Source organism: uncultured Thalassolituus sp. (assembly GCF_950066645.1).
Lineage (GTDB): Bacteria > Pseudomonadota > Gammaproteobacteria > Pseudomonadales > Oceanobacteraceae > Thalassolituus.
The window spans coordinates 56427-76771 of sequence record NZ_CATMFB010000001.1 but is presented as its reverse complement, the minus strand read 5'-3'; the positions used below and the strand labels follow the sequence as shown (position 1 = coordinate 76771).

17 protein-coding genes are annotated in these 20345 nt (G+C 55.4%); 12 read left to right on the top strand and 5 right to left on the bottom strand.

What is annotated here, in order from left to right:
- Positions 1-150: 150 nt before the first annotated feature.
- The 4 genes from Q1L85_RS00345 to Q1L85_RS00330 all read left to right on the top strand — a co-directional run bounded on the left by Q1L85_RS00345 (position 151) and on the right by Q1L85_RS00330 (position 4394).
- Positions 151-504, top strand: a complete 354-nt coding sequence (locus Q1L85_RS00345; RefSeq protein ID WP_300424612.1) for a hypothetical protein — start codon at positions 151-153, stop codon at positions 502-504.
- A 112-nt stretch (positions 505-616) separates the two neighbouring features.
- Complete coding sequence (locus Q1L85_RS00340) at positions 617-1846, top strand: NADH:flavin oxidoreductase/NADH oxidase family protein (RefSeq protein ID WP_300424611.1); 1230 nt, start codon at positions 617-619, stop codon at positions 1844-1846.
- Between the two features lie 69 nt (positions 1847-1915).
- Positions 1916-2917: a hypothetical protein gene (locus tag Q1L85_RS00335; protein ID WP_300424609.1), complete on the top strand. Its 1002-nt coding sequence runs from the start codon at positions 1916-1918 to the stop codon at positions 2915-2917.
- Between the two features lie 13 nt (positions 2918-2930).
- Complete coding sequence (locus Q1L85_RS00330) at positions 2931-4394, top strand: coniferyl aldehyde dehydrogenase (RefSeq protein ID WP_300424607.1); 1464 nt, start codon at positions 2931-2933, stop codon at positions 4392-4394.
- Between the two features lie 87 nt (positions 4395-4481).
- On the opposite strand, the gene Q1L85_RS00325 is transcribed toward Q1L85_RS00330, so the two are convergent.
- Positions 4482-5270: a type 1 glutamine amidotransferase domain-containing protein gene (locus Q1L85_RS00325; protein ID WP_300424605.1), complete on the bottom strand. Its 789-nt coding sequence runs from the start codon at positions 5268-5270 to the stop codon at positions 4482-4484.
- A 79-nt stretch (positions 5271-5349) separates the two neighbouring features.
- Positions 5350-6279: an NAD-dependent epimerase/dehydratase family protein gene (locus Q1L85_RS00320; RefSeq protein WP_300424604.1), complete on the bottom strand. Its 930-nt coding sequence runs from the start codon at positions 6277-6279 to the stop codon at positions 5350-5352.
- A gap of 169 nt (positions 6280-6448) precedes the next feature.
- On the opposite strand from Q1L85_RS00320, the gene Q1L85_RS00315 reads away from it, so the two are divergent.
- Entirely contained in the window at positions 6449-7132 is a 684-nt protein-coding gene (locus Q1L85_RS00315) for a type 1 glutamine amidotransferase domain-containing protein (RefSeq protein WP_300424602.1), read from the top strand.
- Here the strand turns inward: Q1L85_RS00315 and Q1L85_RS00310 are convergent.
- The gene (locus Q1L85_RS00310) at positions 7125-7565 is read right to left on the bottom strand and encodes a MerR family transcriptional regulator (protein WP_300424601.1); all 441 of its coding nucleotides are present in this window, start codon (positions 7563-7565) and stop codon (positions 7125-7127) included. The two genes, Q1L85_RS00315 and Q1L85_RS00310, sit on opposite strands and share 8 nt — an antisense overlap.
- A 204-nt stretch (positions 7566-7769) precedes the next feature.
- Here Q1L85_RS00310 and Q1L85_RS00305 point away from each other — a divergent pair, with 204 nt between their 5' ends.
- From Q1L85_RS00305 to Q1L85_RS00275, 7 genes are all read left to right on the top strand, one after another.
- The gene (locus Q1L85_RS00305; protein WP_300424600.1) at positions 7770-8759 is read left to right on the top strand and encodes a cytochrome-c peroxidase; all 990 of its coding nucleotides are present in this window, start codon (positions 7770-7772) and stop codon (positions 8757-8759) included.
- Between the two features lie 15 nt (positions 8760-8774).
- Positions 8775-10382, top strand: a complete 1608-nt coding sequence (locus tag Q1L85_RS00300; RefSeq protein WP_300424598.1) for a methyl-accepting chemotaxis protein — start codon at positions 8775-8777, stop codon at positions 10380-10382.
- A gap of 103 nt (positions 10383-10485) precedes the next feature.
- The gene (locus Q1L85_RS00295) at positions 10486-11874 is read left to right on the top strand and encodes a TolC family protein (RefSeq protein ID WP_300424596.1); all 1389 of its coding nucleotides are present in this window, start codon (positions 10486-10488) and stop codon (positions 11872-11874) included.
- The gene (locus Q1L85_RS00290; RefSeq protein ID WP_300424595.1) at positions 11864-13066 is read left to right on the top strand and encodes an efflux RND transporter periplasmic adaptor subunit; all 1203 of its coding nucleotides are present in this window, start codon (positions 11864-11866) and stop codon (positions 13064-13066) included. The genes Q1L85_RS00295 and Q1L85_RS00290 overlap by 11 nt, the downstream gene beginning before the upstream one ends.
- Complete coding sequence (locus Q1L85_RS00285; RefSeq protein ID WP_300424594.1) at positions 13056-16256, top strand: efflux RND transporter permease subunit; 3201 nt, start codon at positions 13056-13058, stop codon at positions 16254-16256. Before Q1L85_RS00290 ends, Q1L85_RS00285 begins: the two co-directional genes overlap by 11 nt.
- Complete coding sequence (locus tag Q1L85_RS00280; RefSeq protein ID WP_300424593.1) at positions 16256-16975, top strand: response regulator transcription factor; 720 nt, start codon at positions 16256-16258, stop codon at positions 16973-16975. The genes Q1L85_RS00285 and Q1L85_RS00280 overlap by 1 nt, the downstream gene beginning before the upstream one ends.
- On the top strand, positions 16972-18300 hold the full coding sequence (locus tag Q1L85_RS00275; RefSeq protein WP_300424592.1) for a HAMP domain-containing sensor histidine kinase: 1329 nt from the start codon (positions 16972-16974) through the stop codon (positions 18298-18300). The genes Q1L85_RS00280 and Q1L85_RS00275 overlap by 4 nt, the downstream gene beginning before the upstream one ends.
- Here Q1L85_RS00275 and Q1L85_RS00270 read toward each other — a convergent pair.
- Positions 18260-19039, bottom strand: a complete 780-nt coding sequence (locus Q1L85_RS00270; protein WP_300424590.1) for a transglutaminase-like domain-containing protein — start codon at positions 19037-19039, stop codon at positions 18260-18262. The two genes, Q1L85_RS00275 and Q1L85_RS00270, sit on opposite strands and share 41 nt — an antisense overlap.
- On the bottom strand, positions 19036-20295 hold the full coding sequence (locus Q1L85_RS00265) for a hypothetical protein (protein ID WP_300424589.1): 1260 nt from the start codon (positions 20293-20295) through the stop codon (positions 19036-19038). The genes Q1L85_RS00270 and Q1L85_RS00265 overlap by 4 nt, the downstream gene beginning before the upstream one ends.
- Positions 20296-20345: the final 50 nt, after the last annotated feature.

Here is a 20345-nt window from a genome sequence, read left to right as displayed (position 1 = left end):
TTCAGCTCTCCTGTACTGGTTGTATAAACAGTATATGCAGGTTTCAGATAAGTAAAGTTTTTACTGTTTATTTATACATGTGACTCATAGTCCGTAGAGTCTCTGGTGTTCAACTGACACACTAAAACTCTTCAACAGGAGGGTTTTGCAATGCGCTATTTCTATTTGGTTGTAGATGGTTTTGGTCCTGTCGCCTGCCATATGGAGGAGGTCGCTAAGGGGCTGCTGTGCGATTACATATCTGCTCGGGGTTATGAGGTGTCCGATTGTTTTGTCGCATTCGAGGAAGGTACAGACGAGGTAGCAGCGAAAATATATCTTGAGGCTTTCCGGCACATGCGAACATGCTTGTACGGTGAGTTTCAGGACAGCGAAGACTTTGAAGTCGGTTTTGTTGATGTAACGGATGAGCTGGATGACTACATGAGTGAATTTCATGAGCTGATCGCTGTTAGTCCTGAAGACGTTTCCAGAATACGTATATTCGAACAGGCATGTCGCTAGCGAGATTGTATCTGTGGTCTGGTGTGTAACTGACCAGACTATTACAGTGCTTGACCTTAAAGTTCCCTTGAAGGTTAAGGTCACCTCATCAACCAAAACTGAGGTGACCAACATGACCCTGTTTACCGAACTCAAGCTACCGAATGGTGGCGTTATTCCTAACCGTATTGCTAAGGCCGCTATGGAAGAGAACATGGCGGGCGATGGCTTTGCGCCTTCTGAAAAGTTACTGAAGTTGTATGAAACCTGGGCCGACGGCGGTGCGGGTCTGTTGATCACTGGTAACGTGATGGTCGACAGCCGTGCGATGACAGGTCCCGGTGGTGTGGTGCTGGAAGACGATAAGCATCTGAAACAGTTTAAGCGCTGGGCGCAGGCAGCGAAGTCTGGCGGTGGTCAGGTGTGGATGCAGATCAATCATCCGGGGCGTCAGATGCCAGCGACGTTGGCTCAGCAGACCTGGGCGCCGTCGGAGGTGTCGGTGGAGCTGGGCAAGCTTTCGAAGTTTTTTAAAGCGCCGAAGGCGATGTCTGAGGGCAAGATCGAAGAGATCATCGCCTGCTTTGTAAATACTGCGGTTCTTGCTGAGCAGGCCGGCTTTGATGGCGTTGAGGTGCATGCAGCGCATGGCTATCTGCTAAGCCAGTTTCTGTCGCCGTTGACTAACAGGCGTTCGGATCAGTGGGGCGGTTCGCTGGAGAATCGTGCACGTATGCTGCTGCGTATCGTTGAGGGCATTCGTGCTCGTGTTGCACCGGAGTTTGCTGTTGCGGTGAAGATTAACTCGGCGGATTTTCAGCGCGGTGGCTTTGATCAGGAAGACGCCCGCCGGGTGATTCGCATGTTGAACGATATGTCGGTCGATCTGGTTGAGCTGTCGGGTGGCAGTTATGAGGCACCGGCGATGCACGGTACTGCGCGTGATGGTCGGACGCTGGCACGCGAGGCGTATTTTCTTGAGTTCGCAAACGATATCCGTGCGGTAGCCAATATGCCGGTGATGGTCACGGGTGGCATTCGTCGTTTGCCTGTGGCTGAGCAGGTGGTCGAGAGTGGGATCGAGATGGTCGGTATTGCGACTGCGCTGGCGATTGATCCGCAGTTGCCGGCGGCCTGGAAGCGTGGCCAGGAACGCACGCCTGAGCTGTCGCCCATCACGTGGAAGAACAAACCGCTGGCCTCCCTCGCCTATATGTCTGTGGTGAAGTATCAGCTGGTAAAGAACGCCCGAAAGCGACCGTCTAACCCTGCTGTCTCGCCATTGTGGGCGCTTATCCTCAATCAGATCGATGATGCCCTACTGTCCCGCCGCTATCGTAAAAAGATGGCCTCCGATGCTTGACCTTAAACTCGGCTTTAACCTTAGAGTGGCTCAGGTGGATAACCACACCACCTACACAGGAGAATAAGAATGAAAGTGATCAAACTTCTGGCGGCTTCTGCGCTGCTGTTCAGTGCGGCCTCTCATCAAGTGATGGCGGCAGATACGGATGATGTTGAACACGTGACGATTGAGCTGGCGGGCCATCAGGTGCCCGTTGTGAAAGACGGCCTGTACGACCGTTTCCGTTCGAATCCGCCTCTGTCGGTGATTGCAGACGAATCACCAGATACAGATCTGAGCTGGTTCAGAACGTTGAAGAAAGAAAAGCTGGATGTTGGATTCGAGACCTACTCGCCGAACTTCTACTACGAGAATACGAAGGTAACGGCGATTTTTACTGCCGACATCGATCGCTTGCGTGAGCTGATGCCAGTTGAGTTGATGGACGATGTGCAGCCGCTGAAGATCTGGCCGGGCCGTGGCCTGGTGGCGCTGACGGCGTATGCTTATCACTACTGCGACAACGACACTTATAACGAAATTTCGCTGGCGATTGTGACCAACAAACCAGGCGGCTCTACCTTTGGGCCTCTGAGTCTGATTGGCCAGGGCAAAGATGCCAGCTTCTGGGGCTACGTGCTGAAGTTGCCGGTCGATACCAAACTTGCGGCGGTGCGCGGCGTAGTTGGTTATAACCTGCCGAAATGGGTGACGGGTATTCATTATCGTGAAGAGGCGTCTTCGCTGGTGTTCGAAGTGATGGACAGCGATACCGGCAAGGTCGATTTCGTGCTCGAAACGGCCAAGCTGAATGATATTTCTGAGCAGCCAACCTTCGTCACCAACAGCTTTACCAATATTGGTCATCAGGGTGAGCGCACCTGGGGTCATGCGGTATCGCGGCATATGAAGCACGGCTCCAGTATGGATGGCGACAAGGTATCGCTGACGCTGGGCTCCGGCAGTTTTTCTGAATACCTGCGTGAACTCGATCTGGGCAAGATGATCCGTTACGACTACGTGCCAGATTTCCAGAGTGCTTTGTATGCGCCGGAATCTCTGGATGAACTGTTGAACGAACAACACTAAGCAGGAGATGACGATGACCCATTCAGCCGCGCGTGTTGCAGACAACAGTCTTCCGGAAATGGCGTATGCCGAATCCATTCTTGAACGTCAGCGCCATGCCTTCCTGCGTGATGGTGCTCCGGATATGCGCCAGCGTAAAAAGTCGCTGGCGACTCTGCGACAGGCCGTTCTGGCATATCGCGGGCGTCTTGAAGAGGCCGTTGATGCCGATTTTGGTCATCGTTCCCGCTACGAAACCGGCCTGCTTGAGCTGACGGTGATTATTCAGTCGATTGATTATCTGGCACGCAACCTGCGCCGGTTTATGAAGCCGGAAAAGCGTCACGTGAGTCTGTTGTTCCGCTCAGCCTCGGCGCATGTCGAGTATCAGCCGAAGGGCGTGATCGGCATTATGGCGCCGTGGAATTATCCGATTTCGCTGACACTGGTGCCGCTCGCTACGGCCCTGGCTGCGGGCAACCGGGCGATGCTAAAGCCGTCGGAACTGACGCCAAAGACGAGCGAGGTGATCAGGAATATGGTTGCTGAGTTCTTCAGTGAAGAAGACGTTGCCGTCGTGCTTGGTGGCCCGGAAGTCGGCGCAGCCTTCAGCGGCCTCCCGTTTGACCATTTGTTTTTTACCGGCAGCACCGAAGTAGGCCGTAAGGTCATGAGCGCGGCCAGTGCTAATCTGGTGCCGGTGACGCTTGAGCTGGGCGGTAAGAGCCCGGTCGTGGTGGGTCGTGGTCAGGTAACTTCCCGTCACATCGATAATATTGTCTACGGTAAGCTTTCTAATGGGGGGCAGACCTGTGTGGCGCCTGACTATGCTCTGGTACACGAAGATGATATCGATGTGTTTGTGTCGGAATACTCGGCATCGGTGAAACGCTCCTACCCGGGTGGTGCGGCCTCTGATGATTACAGCTCTATCGTCAGTGAACGTCATTATCAGCGGCTGAACAATCTGTTGGATGATGCTCGTACCCGGGGTGCCAAAGTACTGGGGATGGGCAATCAACCAGAAGCAGCCCGCTCGCGTACCCGCACGATTGCACCCACGCTGGTACTGAATGCGCCGGACGACAGCGCAGTGATGCAGGAAGAAATCTTCGGGCCGGTATTGCCAGTGCGTACTTACCGCACAATCGATGAAGTGGTCGCGTTTATTAATGCACGCCCCCGCCCGCTGGCGCTGTACTACATGGGTGGCCGGGATCAGGCCTGTCAGCAGCTTCTGCAGCAGACTACCTCGGGGAATGTCGGCATCAACAATACCATCATGCATGTGGCGCAGGATGATCTGCCGTTTGGTGGTGTCGGGGCCAGTGGTATGGGCGCTTACCACGGCATTGAAGGCTTCCGCTCGATGAGTCACGCCAAGGGTGTTTATCATCAGGGGCGCTGGAACATGGCAACGATGGCGCGTGCTCCGTTCGGGCGTCTGGCGGATATGGCATTGGCGACGACGCTTGGCTTGTCGTCACGGATTAAATAAATAGCCGCGTAACAATAAAACCGGGACTCTATCATGTGATTAGAGTCCCGGTTTTTTATTTTCTGCTTTTTATTCAGTGTTGTTTATTCACTGTTTTCTATTTAATGCGTCAATGACCTGTACGGCAACCGCGTGTGCAGAAGATGGGTTTTGACCCGTGACGATACGACCATCCGTGATGGCGTACGAGCGGAATGGAATAAAGGCTTTCTGATAGTCAGCGCCCTGCTTCACCAGTTCGTCTTCAAGAAAAAAGGGCACTTCATTTTTTAAGCCAGAAAGGAATTCTTCGCGATTCGAAAACCCGGTGATTTTCCGGCCTTGGATCAGTGGCTCACCCTGTTCATCCACCGGATCGACCAGGGCAGCAACCCCGTGGCATACGGCCGATACGACACCGCCCTGTTGATAAATTGCGCTGGTCAGTGCGTTGAGTGATTCATCTCCACGGAAATCCCACATAACGCCATGACCTCCGGTGAAATAGATCGCGGCGTAATCTTCAGGATTCACCTCTGCGGCCGCACGGGTGTTGTTAAGTTTCTGGCTAAAGCCGTCATCTTTGAGCAGGGTTTCTGCGCGATCGTCCATGTACATCCAACTGAGGCTGCGCTCATCGAGTGGCACTGAGCCGCCTTTCGGGCTGACGAATTCGGTACGAAAACCCGCCGCTTCAACAGTATCCGTGAAATGGGTCAGCTCGGTCAGCCATAGGCCGGTTGAGTCATCCCGTGTTGGGTACTCTGAGTGGTTGGTCATGACGACGAGAATTGTGCGGTCTTCAGTGTCGGGATGAGTGGCTAGGGGAGTTACGGATGCGCAGGCAGTGATCGTTAGTGTGGCTGCAAGTGCCAGCGATTTGAGCGGGTTATGCATAAGAGCCTCGGTTGTGTCTGAACTGAGGCTCTATGCTCACCTTGAAGTACGGTTGAAGGTCAAGCGTTACAGGGGGGTGTCAGTGTTTCTGCTCTGCCGCGGTGGCTTTCAGCCCTTCACTGAAGGTGGTGACTTTAAAGTCAGGAAAACGTTTCTTAAATTTATCCGATACGAAGATATTGTCTTGTTTATAGCGCGGCAGCAACTCGCTGGCGTCACGCCGCTGAGGATTAAACTTCGCGGCGATCCACAGCAGCCAGGGTTTCAGAACTGTGTATTCGTATGGGCGCCGGTAAGCATCGGCGGCGAGTCTGATGAATTCTTTGTAGGTCGGGCGATTGTCGTCGCATGGCAGGTGCCAGGTCTGGCCATAAGCATCTGGTGTATTGCCGAGCAGTGCCATAGCGCGAGATGCATCCGGCGTATATATCAGAGTGCGCTTAGTATCATCACGAAGGAAGACTTTCGGTTTTTTGCCTGCGACCAATGCATCCAGCACCAGACCATTTATGATGCTCTGGGTCTGGCCCGGGCCGTAAAACTCAGGCGCGCGGCAGATCAAGGCTTCTACACGCCCCGCACTCATCGCCTCTAACAGTTGTCCGGTAATGGCGCCGCGGATGCGGCCTTTGTCGCCATGTGGTTTAAACGGTGTGTCTTCGGTCTGCGGTGTGTCGGTCTGCGGATACATGTAGGTGTTATCGAAGTACACCAGTTTCACCTTATGGAAGGCGCAGGCATCAATCACGTTTTTCATGATCGGTGGCCATTCGCGAATCCAGCGCTCGGTATCCATCGGCAGGCCTGCCGTCAGGTAGACGATGTCAGACCCGGCGACGGCATCCCGCGTCTGATCAGCATCCAGCAGGTTGGCGCTCATCAGAGTGTCGGTGTCGTTAATCTTCTGTGGATTACGGCTGACGAGGCGGATGTCACTGGTGAAGTTCTGCTTCAGCTCGCGGGCGAGTTCGCGTCCTATCTGGCCGTTGGCTCCGAGTATGGTCTGCATGGTCGCTGCCTCTTTTGAATTATTGCTATGGTTATTCCGATGACGGGCACTTTAACGTTGAAGATTACTTTAAGGTCAAGCTTGGCAATCGGGGTTGACCTTAAACCTTACTTCAGACTTACAGTGCCTTGTAATCCACAGACAGAGCCGGAGCCCACACAGGAGAATTATGACAAAGCGCATTCTTCATGTAGTTACTAATGTAGACCGTTATCTGGGTACTGATCATCCGACCGGTCTGTGGTTGTCTGAGTTGACACACGCCTGGGATGTGTTCGAGGCGGCTGGCTATCAGCAGACTCTGGTCAGCCCGGAAGGCGGCAAGGTGCCGCTGGAGCCACGCTCGTTAAAGTGGCCGGCGCTGGATGCGTCTGCTAAGCGTTGGCTGAACGACCCGGCGAAGATGAGCCTGCTGGAGAATACGCCCTGTCCGGAAGATCTGAACGCTGCCGACTTTGATGCGGTGTTCTACACCGGCGGTCATGCGGTGATGTACGATTTCCCTGATCATGTTGGCCTGCAGCAGCTCGCCAGCGGTATCTGGGGTCACGGTGGAGTGGTCTCGTCAGTCTGCCATGGCTACTGTGGCCTGCTGAATATTCCTGATTCTGAAGGGGGGCTTGTCGTAAGCGGGCGCTCACTGACCGGCTTTTCCTGGACCGAAGAAGTGTTAGCCGGCGTCGCAAAGAAAGTGCCGTACAACTGCGAGCAGGAAATGAAAGACCGTGGTGCGGATTACCAGAAAACCTGGCTGCCGTTTGCCTCGAATGTGGTGACGGATGGCCGTCTGGTCACGGGGCAGAATCCGGGGTCTGCGTCGGCCACGGCCAGAGCGGTATTGGCTGTTATTTAACGATCTGAGTATTTGTTGCCTGACTCATATGTTCGTTAATCATACGGCGGGCATTGTCGGTGCAGGTAATGTCATCCGGGCGGGCATTCAGTTGACCTAATACTTTTTTCAGCTCCGCACGACTCACTTCCAGGCTGGCGATCAGGGTTTCAACTTCTTTGAGTTTTGTTTCCAGTGATTCAACCAGCGCATCGTGATCCCAGTGATCAAGATCTGCCGGCATCAGTCCTTTCAATTCATCGAGGCTGAATCCGGCTTTCTGAGCGGTTGTAATCAGGCTGAGTGCAATGGCGGCTTCAGGCGGGTATTCCCGATAGCCATTGGCTTTACGCTTAACCATGCGCAGTAACCCAATGCTTTCATAAAAGCGGATCTTTGAGGCAGCCAGCCCGCTGCGCTTCGACAGTTCCCCGATGCTTAATGTGGCACTCATGTTTTTACTCCTGTTGTATTGGCTAAGGTAGGCCGTTTGGAAACTCAGCACCAGTGCAGGTTCAGCCACACCTGTTTCATTTTGTACGCCTCTCGGGCCTTCTGCGCCAATGCCAGTAAAGTCATTGCAGACCCTTTTGACGAGTCTGCAGGTCGTTTCTAGTCTGAATGTAACTGTGCCCATCTACGCATCAGGCAGAAGCATATGAAACATTGGTTGGTAGCCGTCATTCTGGCGGTGGTTGCGAATATGTCAGCGGCTGGCTCTGACGAGTTAAAAGCCAAGTATAAGCGTCCGGATACGATTCCATTTCCGGCGGATAACCCGTATCAGGCGGAAAAGGCGGCTCTGGGTAAGATGCTGTTTTTCGATCCACGCCTGAGCATTAACCAGAACATCAGTTGCGCGACCTGTCACAACCCGTCGTTTGGCTGGGAGCAGGCGATGCCGCTTGCTGTTGGGGCACTGAATACTCAGTTGGGCCGCCATAACCCAACGGTTCTGAATCTTGCCTGGGGCAACAAGTACTTCTGGGATGGCCGCGCGGCCTCGCTGGAGGAGCAGGCACTGGGGCCGATTCAGGCGGATGTTGAAATGAATATGCCGCTGAATGTGCTGATTGCGCGGGTGAAAGGCATCGCGGGTTATCAGCCGTATTTTGATCAGGTTTTCGGTGGCGAGATTACGCCAGAGAACATTGCCCGGGCGATCGCGACCTTCGAGCGCACGATTGTGTCAGGTCAGGCACCGTTCGATCGCTGGATCGAAGGTGATGAAGAGGCGATTCCGGAGTCTGCCAAACGAGGATTCGAGCTGTTCAACGGTCAGGCGGGCTGCTCTGCGTGTCATACCGGCTGGAATTTCACCGACAACAAGTTCCACGACATTGGCATGCCCACGGAAGATCTGGGGCGTTACGCGTTTGATCCTTCAGACGAGCTTAACCGTCATGCTTTCAAAACCCCGGGGTTGCGCAATATCACGCAGCGTGCCCCTTACATGCACAATGGCTCTCTGCCTAATCTCGATGCAGTGTTGGTGCACTATCTGTCGGGCGGGGTGCCACGCCCTTCGCGCTCTCCCGATATGAAACCCGTGCCGATGACACCGCAGGATATGAAAGACCTGAAGGCATTTCTGGGAACGCTTCAGGGCGAAGATCAGCCAATGTCATTGCCAGCGCTGCCGCTGTAATTCAAGGAGATCAGGATGAATATTATTACGCGCCTGCTGGTCAGTTTTGGTGGACTGATTCTGTTTTATAACCTTGCGTTGTGGGGCTTCTTCTCAGGCTTTACCGAGCGCAGCAGCGAGATGTTGCAGCAAAGTGAACGTACGATTCAGGCGGTAGACCAGAGTCGGGCTGCCTGGGATGCTTTCCGCGATGTGCGGGACTACACCTCGGGTGTGCTGGCGATGATACAACCGCTGAACAGCTCGGAGGTCGATCAGGAGTTCAAGCGCCTCTACCGGACGTTCTCTGAGCGTCTTGCTCTGGTGGAGTCTCTGTCGTCCGGGCAGCCACAACTCGCAGCGACCGCTGCAGAAGCCAGAACGCTGGCAGAGGGCTGGAAACAACAGATGCTGTCTCGCCTCTCAGCCAGTAATTCGACGGCTCTGCCTTCCGCCATCGCCACGGCAGACCGGGGCACTCAGCTCGAAGCTGCGATTAATACTCTGGTGGCCGATACGGTGGCGGGTGCCCGTGTGTTTGCGACCAGTACTCAGCAGGAGATGGATGAGACCGGGCGGAATACCGCCCTTATGGCGATTGCTTTTGCGATTGCGGCGGTGGGCTTTTCTGGCTTTCTTGCCTGGACCATCAGCAAACCGATACGTCGTCTCAGCGCGCGGATGTCGGCTCTGGCCGGCGGTGATAGCGGCACCCGTGTCCCCTATGCCGATAAGAACGATGAAATCGGAGAAATGGCCCGTGCGCTACGCGTCTTCCGCGATGCAGCACAGGCGCGGGATGAACTGGAGCACAGTATTGATGATGCGGTGAAGAGTCTGCGCAGTAATGCTGACAACCTTACCAGTATTGCCGCTCAGACCCGTTCTGGTCTGCAGCAGCAGAAGAAAACAGTCGATGAAGTAAACAACCACATCAGCGAAACCGTTTCTGAACTGAACGCTGTGGGTGAGCAGACCACAGGACTGTTGGAGCAGAGCCGCGATGCCGCAGAGAAAACCACCGGCATCGGAGCCGATGTGAAGGCCTCCAGCACGGCAGTGAATGACTCGGTTCAGCAGATGGAAATGGTGGTTGAGACTATCTCCCGCCTGAAAGATGACAGCGTTAAAGTTGGTGAGGTGCTGCAGGTTATTTCAGGCATTGCTGAGCAGACGAATCTGCTGGCTCTGAACGCAGCGATTGAAGCTGCGCGTGCGGGTGAGCATGGTCGTGGATTCTCGGTGGTGGCGGATGAAGTGCGCAGTCTGGCCAACATGACACAGGAATCAGCGCAGAAAATTCAGGCCATGATTCAGAATATCCAGGGTGGCACTCAGTCGGCGGTGGATGCGATCAGTCGCAGCCAGGAGCTTACGCATCGGAATCAGGAAGCCATGACTAACGTCAGCGCAGCGCTGGGTGAAGTGCACGAAGCTGTGGTGTCGGTGTCGGAAATGAATGAGCGGACGGCGGAAAAAACCCGTCAGCAGCTGGTGCGCATGGATGATGTGTCGCGCAATATCAGTGGCCTGAACGAGGCGAGTCGCGCTGCGTTGCAGGATGCCGACCGTCTGAGCGAAGTGTCAGGCGCGCTCGACAGCCTGAGTCGTCACCTGACTGAGCTAATGGCGCGCCACGGATAACCCACCCCTCTAAGACTGGGTTAAATCTCTTAACCCGGTCTTAACCCCCCCTCCCGTTAATCTGACCTCTGAATGCTTAATCCTGCCCTCAGAGGGACAGACCATGAATCAACAATCTGTATTGTCCGTACTTGTGCTCAGCCTGACGCTGACGGGGTGCGCGACGTTTTCTTCGTCACAGCCGTCCGGTGAATATGCCGGTCGTGTGGATGAGCTGGTTTCCGGTGTGCCGGACTGGGCCAATGTTCAGACGGATTATTCAGAATCACCCGAAACAGCACCCAACCAGTTGTCCGATCTCATTCAGAACGCCGATCTCGATGCGTTGGTGCGGCGCGCGCTGGCGAATAACCCGGGGCTGCAACAGACCTTGCTGGCGCTCGAGCAGACTAACCTTAGCCTGCGTCAGACCCGTGCTGATCGTTACCCAACCGCTGAAGCCGGGCTCAGCGCCAGTAAAAATGCTGGCGAAGATACCCAGTACACAGGTTCGCTGACGCTCAGTTGGCAGCTGGATCTCTGGGCCCAGATCGAAGATGGCATTAACGCCGCCGAGCAGACGCTGTTTCAACAACAGGCCACGTATCAGGCAGCCCGCGATGCGTTGGCGGCCGAGGTGATGAACACCTGGTTGAGTCTGGTGGCTGATCAGCGCGCACTCGAAATTGAGCAGCGTCGCTTGCAAAGCCTCGAAACGGTTGAGCGCCTTATCGTGCAACGTTATCAGCGTGGTTTGAGCGCGCTGGACGATCTCGACAGTGCCCGCAGCTCGACGCTAAGTGCTCGTGCATCCGTACGTGAGCTGCAGCAGTCGGTGCGTCAGTCGGAATTAACGCTGAACACGCTCACGGGCGACACGGCGGATACACACTATCAGGTGCCTGCTGACTACCCGCAGGTGGCATCCGCTCCGATCACACTGCCTGAGCAGACACTGGCCCGCCGCCCGGATCTGCTGGCGGCCTACCACGGCATCGCCGTCGCAGAAAGCAATGCCCGTGTGGCCTACAAAGATCTGCTGCCCCGTATTGATCTTCAGGCGGCCCTGCAGGACGTCGCCGATTCCCCCTCAGCAGCCTTGCTGACGGACCCCGTCTGGTCGGTTCTTGGTCAGCTGACCGCGCCTTTGTTTCAGGGGGGCAAGCTCAGAGCGGCGGCGAAAAGTGCTGAACTTGAAACCGCCATTCAGTACCAGAGCTATCGCGAAACTCTGCTGAACGCGGTGGAAGAAGTGCGCACCGCCCTGGACAACGAACAGGCGTTAGCCGAACGCTCGCAGTATGTGAGTCAGGCGCTGGCGCAGCAGCAACAGGCCCTGAGCCGTTATCAGGAAAAGTACCGTGCCGGTAATGCCACCATCCTTGAGTTGTTGAGCGTACAGCAGGAAACCTACGACCTCGAATCGCAGCTCGACACTCTGATTTTTACCCGCCTCAGCAATCGCATCACCCTGGCCTCTGCGCTGGGTCTTGGAGCATCTTATGAATCGTAAACTCAGCGGCGGTGCCGCGCTCGTTATCGCCGGTGTGTTTGTCGCGGGTGTCTTCGTCTACAACAGTGCGCGCATGTCGTCGTATCAGGCATCCATGCAGCAGCCACCGGCACCTCAGGCGACTAAAACGCCAACCGTGGCGGTCGTGACGGTATCGCCCGCCACCTATCGTGCGGAAGTCACAGGCTCCGGCAGCGTGACTGCCCAGTATGAGCTGACACTCAGCAGCCGCGTCAGCGGACAGGTTCAGTCTGTGGCCGCAGCGTTTGATGCCGGGCAGTGGGTGAAGGCCGGGACAGCCCTCGCTCAGCTGGATGACAGCCAGCTGAAGGCGGACGTCGAATCAGCGCGTAATGCACTGGCGACGACGGAGGTCAGTTATCTCGAAGAGCAGCAGTCTTATGATCAGGCGCGGGAAGAGTGGGCTATTTCTGGCATCAGTAATGACCCCCTGTCACCCCTGGTGCTGCGCGAGCCTCAGTTGAAGGCGGCGCAGGCCGAAGTCGACAGTGCGCGCCTCGCGCTTGAAGCAGCGCAGCGTGACCTCGAAAGCGCCACCATCGTTGCGCCGTTTGATGCTGTTGTTGTCAGTCGCAGCATCGCCCCGGGCAGCTATGTTCAGGCCGGAGGTGAGCTTGGCAGTCTGCTTGGGGCAGAGCGGGTCGATATCTCCGTGCCCTTGTCGGCCAGTCAGTGGGCCGCCTTGCCTGCTGAGGCCGAGCTGCTGGGTGACGACTATCCGGTGAGCCTGATTGCCAGTGATTCTGCTGGCTCTACCGATGGTTTAAAGGATATAGCTCAGTGGACAGGCTATGTCCGCCACACTGGCAAACATCTCGACACCAGCACCCGCCAGCGCTCTCTGATTGTCTCGGTGGATCAGCCACTGACTCAGGCGACGCCGCTGTTTCCGGGGACTTTCGTTAACGTCAGCCTCAAAGGTGCGGAAATGAGCGGCCTCTGGCAGTTGCCAGCCTCGGCGCTGAGCCAGCGCGGCGAAATCTGGACAGTCTCTGACGACAACCTGTTGGCTGCCTGGCCGGCTCAGGTGAAATTTTCAGATAACCAACATATCTACGTCACGCCAGTGGGTGATCAGACTGATGGCGCTCACGTGTTGGTACAGCCACTGAGCAGTTACAGCGCCGGCATGAGCGTGAATCCACAGCAGGAGAATAGCGATGGCGAATGAAGCACAGGCACGCGGAATTATTCCCTGGTTTACCGCTAATCCGGTTGCCGCCAACCTGCTGATGATTATGGTCATTGTCGCTGGCCTGCTCACAGCGGGTCAGTTGCGCAAAGAGGCGTTTCCGGCGTCTGAACCGGACACGATTACGGTCTCGGTGACGTATCTGAGTGGCTCGGCGCAGCAGAGTGAAGAAGGCGTCGCGATCAAAATTGAAGAGGCGCTTGAGGGTGTGACGGGTATAAAGACCATCACCTCGTCGTCGAACAGCAGTGGCGTGACCATTACAGTCGAGCGCCAGTCAGATTACGATCTGGATGCCTTGCTGACGGATGTGAAAAACAAAGTCGACAGCGTTTCTAATTTGCCCTCTACCGCTGAAAAAGCCGTGGTCGAAAAGGGCGAGCGGGAATCCGATGCCATTACGTTGCAGCTTTATGGCAACGCTGACCGCCAGACGCTGCAACAGCTGGGTCGTCAATTGAAGGCGGATCTGCTGGCGGAAAGTGATATCAGTCGTGTCAGTTTTTCGGGTTGGGTCGACCCGGTGATGGCGATTGAGATCAAAGATGCGGCACTGCAGGCCTACGGTTTGTCTCTGACGGACGTTCAGGATGCGATTAACCAGTCATCGTCGACTTCGTCTACCGCCATTCTGCGCCACGAGCGTCTTTACCTGCAGGTGCAGGCGTCGCAACAGGCCTATTACGCCACACAGTTTGCTCAGATTCCGCTGGTCAGTACCAATGGGCAAGGGGTGGTCCGCCTCGGCGATGTGGCGGATATCCGCGATACTTTTGATGACACCACGCCGGTCCTGTCACGTTTTAACGGTGAAAACAGCCTGGCCCTGAAGGTGGTCAGCACGGGCACCGATGACGTTGTGCGTACCGTCACCGCGGTGCATCAAGTGATTGAAGAATGGCAGGCCGATGGCAAGTTGCCCGCCGGCGTGTCACTGACCAGCTGGAGCGACAGCAGCGAAAACATCACCAGCCGGTTAAGCCTGCTGGGCGAAAATGCGGTCATGGGGATTGTGCTGGTGTTTCTGTTGCTGGCGGTGTTCCTGAATCTGAAAGTCGCTTTCTGGGTGGCGATGGGCCTGCCGTTTATTTTCTTCGGGACTCTGTTTTTTATGGGCGATGGTTTTACCGGCCTGTCGCTGAACGAATTTACGACGTTCGGTTTTATCATGGCCCTGGGGATTGTCGTCGATGACGCGGTGGTCGTTGGTGAAAGCGTATACACCACACGGGAGAAGTACGGCGATACCCTGGGCAACACCATTCGCGGCACCATGGCGGTGGCCATTCCGACCTTATTCGGCGTGTTTACTACAGTGGCCGCCTTTGCGGCTTTGTCGCAGACCAGCGGCATGCTGGGTCAGCTGTATGCCCAGTTCGCTGTGGTCGTCACTATCTGTCTGTTGCTCTCGGTGGTCGAGAGCAAGCTGATTCTGCCTGCGCATCTGGCGCACCTGAAAACCCACCGTGACGGAGAAAAGCGCAACCTGCTCAGCCGTAGCTGGCAGTCGCTGCAGAACGGTGCCGACCGCCTGCTCGCCCGCTTTAACGAGAAGGTCTACACGCCAGCCATTGAGCACGCGATTCGTCTTCGTTACGCCGTGCTGCTGATCGGTGTGGGGGTGTTTGCGTTGGTCATTTCAATGCCGTTTAACGGCACGGTGCGCATCAGTTTCTTCCCGGACGTCCCGGCCGAGACCATCACCGCCAGCCTCACTATGCAGCAGGACGTCAGCTACGGGCTGACTCATAAAGGCCTGAGTCAGCTTGAAGAAAATGCGTTTCGTGTGGCGCACGAGCTGGCCGGTAGCGATGGTGTTATCGATGGTGTTAGCGGGGCGAATTCGGGTGACATCGGTATCGCCAATCTGCAGGTGATCTCTGAGGCGGATCAGTCGGGCAGTGTTACGGTAGAGCTGACCGAAGATGCGCCATACACACTGGCGGAGTTTACCCGTCGCTGGCGCGAGAGCACGACCGAACCCGAGGGGACGCGCACCCTGAGTATTCAGAGTCGACGCGGTATGGTCGATGCCTTGCGGATAGAGTTGCGCTCCAGCGATGACGACGTACTCAGTCAGGCTGGCGGTGCGCTGAAAACTCAGCTGCAGGCGATTGCTGCGATCAGCGGTATTGAAGACAACCTGACGCCGACCATGCCGCAGCTGAATCTGGCATTAACCGAGCAGGGCAAAGCGCTGGGCATGACCACGGATGAGCTGGCTTCGCAGGTCTATCAGGCGTTCAGTGGTCAGGTCGCGCAGCGTTATCAGCGTGGCAGCGATGAAGTCGAAGTGAAGGTCCGTTATCCGGAATCCGCACGCGGCAGTATCGCCGACGTACTGAATGCCAACGTGCGTACGCCGAACGGCGACGTTGTACCGGTGTCGTCGGTGGCGACAGCGACGTACGGTTTCGCCCGTGACAGCATCACCCGCATTGATGGCAAGCGCGCGGTCTACATCACCGCTGACGTTGATAAAGACACAACGTCGGTGACGGAACTGGTGGCCCGACTCAAAGCCACCGCCGCCGCGGACCTGGAGGCCCAGTATCCGGGGCTGGATATTCACTTCGCCGGTGAAGCCGAACAGCAACAGGAGACCTCGTCGTCAATGGTGACCATGTTCCTGCTGGCTATGCTGGCGATCTATGCTTTGCTGGCGATTCCGCTGAAGTCATACATTCAGCCTGTCATCATTATGACTGCGATTCCGTTTGGTATTGTGGGGGCTATTCTCGGCCACTGGCTGAATGATCTGTCGCTCAGCATCCTCTCGCTGAACGGGGTGATCGCATTGTCGGGCGTGGTGGTTAATGACAGTCTGCTGCTGGTCAGCCAGTACAATGAAGAAGTGAAAAACACCAAAGATCATCGTCAGGCCATGATCACTGCCTGTACTGGTCGTCTGCGTCCGGTACTGCTGACGTCTGCGACTACCTTTGCGGGTCTGATGCCGCTGCTGGGTGAAACCTCTACTCAGGCACAGTTTCTGATTCCGGCGGCGGTATCGCTGGCCTATGGTATTGTGTTCGCGACCGTGATTACCCTGATTCTGATTCCGGCGCTGGTGAAAATTCAGGAAGACATTGCACGCCTGCTGCAGCGTTGGATCAAAGGGAGTTCTACTATTGAGCATACCGATAATACCGAAGGAGCCGAGGCCTGATGACTGACATTCTGCTGGTCGAAGACGACCGCGATCTGGCCGCTACCGTTGTCGATTATCTGGAACTGATTGGCCTGCGCTGCGATCACGCCGCGAATGGCGCTCAGGGCTTGCAGCTACTGTCTGAAAATCGCTACGACGTACTGCTGCTGGATCTCAACCTGCCGCGCATCGACGGCTTAACGGTGTGCCGCACATTGCGCGAGCAGGGGCAGGATATTCCGGTGCTTATGCTGACGGCGCGGGATCAGTTGCAGGACAAACTGGAGGGCTTTGATTCGGGCACCGATGATTTTCTGGTGAAGCCGTTTGAACTCGCCGAGCTTGAGGTGCGCATTCATGCACTGGCCCGGCGGCGCAGTGGTCAGAGCAAGTTATTGCGTGTTGGCGATCTGAGCATGGACCTGAATCGTCATGAAGTCCGCCGCGCGGGTACCGTATTAAAAATCTCTCCAATTGGATGGCAGCTTCTCGAAGCTCTGATGCGTGCGGCCCCTGCGGCGGTATCCCGTCAGAAGCTTGAGGCGCAGGTCTGGGGGGATGTGCCGCCGGATAGCAATCCACTCAAAGTGCATATGCATCATCTGCGTAAAGTCATCGATGGTGGTGCTGATGCGTCTATGGTTGAGACAGTGACAGGATACGGTTTTGCGCTGGTGAATCCCTCTGACCGCGATGCTGCTGATGCAGGTAATGCGAATACGGGTAAGAGCGAATGAAAGCACCCAATCTGAGTCTGCGTGCCGTGCTTATGCTGACCTTTGCCAGCGTGGCACTGATTCTTGTCGTCGGGTACAGCCTTCTTTCTTCGCGCTACCTTATTGCTGGCATGGACACGTTGATCACCGAAAACCTGGTGCGCGCAGCAGTCGCGGAATCGCGTGGTGAGTTCGTCAGTGGGCACAGTATTTATTCCAGTTTCCGGGTGACACCGACGTGGCAGGGCCAGCCGCAGGATATGACGACACACATTGCTGAGCCTCCGAAGACACTCGATCAACTTCAGCAACTGCGTATCGACGATGACGCTCAGAGCGAAGGTGAGAGCGCGGATGAGAACGATCGAAAGATGTACTTTTACCTGATGACAGAGCAGGCGGGCGAACGCTACTACGTCAGTTATCAGGTGTCGCCGGACAAAGTCTCTCAACTCGTGTTTGAAAACGTCACTGGCTCGCTCAAGGTGCTTGCGGCCATCGGGCTGGGCAGTGTGTTGCTGATTTCACTATTGGTGTGGTGGCTGTGGCGCCGGATGACACAGCCTGTGACCGAGCTGGGTGCCTGGGCGCGGAGTCTGAACGAAACCAGCCTTCAGCAGGAAATTCCTGATTTCCGTTATCGCGACCTGAATGAGTTTGCCGCCATTGTTCGCAACAGCCTCGTCAGTGTTCGTGATGCTCTGGACCGTGAGCAGACATTCCTGCGCCACGCCAGCCACGAGTTACGTACGCCGATCAGCGTTATCCGCAACAACATCCAGCTTATTTCAACTCTGAAACAACGCAGCGCTGAAACAGAAACGAACCCGAAAGAGCTGGCTGCGATTGAGCGTATCGACCGCGCCAGCCTGACCATGAAGCACCTGACAGAAACTCTGTTGTGGCTGGGCCGGGAGGACCACGAAGACCTTCCGCAGACGGATGTGCAACTTGATCAGTTGCTGGAGTCTTTGGCCGAAGAGCTTAAGTATCTGCTGCAGGGGAAAGACGTTGAACTGGAGGTCACTACTGAAGCGCACACCAGCACCTTGCCCGAAGCCGCCGCACGCATTGTGTTTGGTAACCTGATCCGTAACGCCTTTCAGCATACCTGGGCGGGGAAGGTAGAGATCCGGCAGACTGGCGACCTTGTTACCGTGGTGAACACGCTGGAGTCGCCAGATGGCGATGAAAGTGTCGCAGACCTGGGGTTTGGCCTGGGCTTAGCCCTGACGGAAAAACTCTGCGAGCAACTGGGCTGGAAGTTCGATCAGCAACAGACAGCGACGCACTGGTATTCCGAGGTCAGGGTACTGAACGGACGTCCTGCAGTGCCGCGGGGCTGAGGCCAATCGTTGAGATCAGGCTCAGGCTAAACCCGGGGCCTTCGTTGCTCAGCTCTGCTATGGGAAGGTAAAAGCGTTGTGTTTTGTTTGCCGTGTAGAGCGCCGCATCGAGTATCTGCCACTTGTCGTCTGCATATACTTCGGTCCAGGCGTGACCGAAACCAAGCACAAACCGCTGCTCTTCAATCAGCGTGGTACCCACCATCAGGCGAGCAGGAAAGCCCAGAGCACGGGCCAGTGCCGTTGTCAGCACCGCGTATTCGGTACAGTCACCTGCCTTCGAAACGGCAACCTTTGAGGCAATGTTAAAGCCATGGATCAGAGATGGTTTATCGAGAAATACAGAAATAAATTCTGCAATATCCTTGATGCGGAATGGCGCCGCATACTGGCTCTTAAACTGCTCGGTCATACCAACGGCGCTGGGCTCGTCAAAATCGATAACAAAGCTGCTGTGTCGGTGGCGCGGTAAAATGCCGCCGGTGAAAACGTGGTGTTTATCCAGAGTAATATCGAGCTGATTATGCCCTGTTATCTCAGCATTGATGCCCTGGTAGTCAGAGAGATTTTCTGAAATTTTCTGAGCACCCGGGTTTTCAATCCGGAACTGGATGGTGTTGCCCAGCGGCAGGCCCTGCCCCTGAGCAAGTTCAGTTCTGACCTGACTGATCGGTATCAGCCAGTCGGATGCTGATACCGTCATGCTGATTAACAGCGGAAACAGCAGAGCCAGTTTCATGGCAGCTGTGGCTCACCTTTCTGGTAAATTTTCTGATAGCTGAAAACAACCGGGCCCTGAGTGAGTGATCCAGTTTCTGACGTGCCGTCTTCATTGGCGATAAAATTAACCGTCAACGGGCCGGCATACATCACCATATTGTGATCGGCGGCATCTGCCTTCTCCAGGCGGATTTCCATCGCACTGGTCGGGTCGGCTTCGGCTACCCAGCCGTAGACGCTCAGCTCAGGCGCTTCACTGTTCAGCAGGTCGACGTATTTAAGGTAGTGCCCGTAATCAGACACCAGTGGTCCCTGATAATCGAGCGTCGCTGCTATCGGCTTTTTCTGCAGTTCACCTTCGACCTGCCATTGCGCGCCATCGTTCTGAATCAGGTAGCGGGAAGACAGTTCGCCGTTGTCGACCGAGGTATTAAACTGGTTAATTAATGTGCCATCAGTGCGGGCCCAGCTGAGTACTTTTGAATCAGAACTCATCAGGTTGCCCGGATCTACAGGAATCAGCAGAGCGGTGTCTTTCGTGCCCGCGATGTCGCCATCGGCATCCAGAGTGTATTTTTCACGGGCGTAACCAATGGTGCGGTCCGCCAGTGACAGGGTGACGATGTTTTCGAAAAATTCAGGGCTGGTTTCACCGTCGGTAAATGCGCTGACAAAAGATTCAAAGACAGCGTCAAAACTGTCGCGATATCCCACCGAATTATGGAAGCACGCCTGCAGGCTGTCGTTGGTCTGAGCGGCACGGGATTTAACCATGCCCAGAACTCTCTCACCATCAGCCTCAAGAGTCAGCAGAGTGTCCAGAGACAGATAAGGAGTATCCGTGACCATGCCCACATTCAGTGCCCAGGTCAGGCGGTTGACGAGGTCTTTCTGGTTATTTTCGGCAACGGTCGCAATCTGAACATCGGTGAGTTTATTCAGTGTATTTGAGAGGCCGCTGTGTTCATAAATAACGTAGCATTCGGCGGGCGCATCCGCACCGAAGTCGATGGCGTAATTCAGCAGACGCTCGTCTTCATACAGCAGCGTAATTTCGCCCTTCACCGGGGTATTTATATTGTAATAGTGAATATCCAGAACCGAGGTGGTTTCATCGTCTGACTCTCGCTTCATTGCCTGCTGAAACCAATCCGGAAAGGCCGCAACGTCGATAAAGTCATTGCGCTCTTTGCTGGTGTCACTGGTACCTGAAAGTGTGGCGCAGCCGCTCTGCAGAACCACCGCAGCCATGAGAAGGGAAATTTTAGAATTCATGCCTTGAATCTACACAGAAAATTATTCTGTTGATACTAGCTGACGGCAGG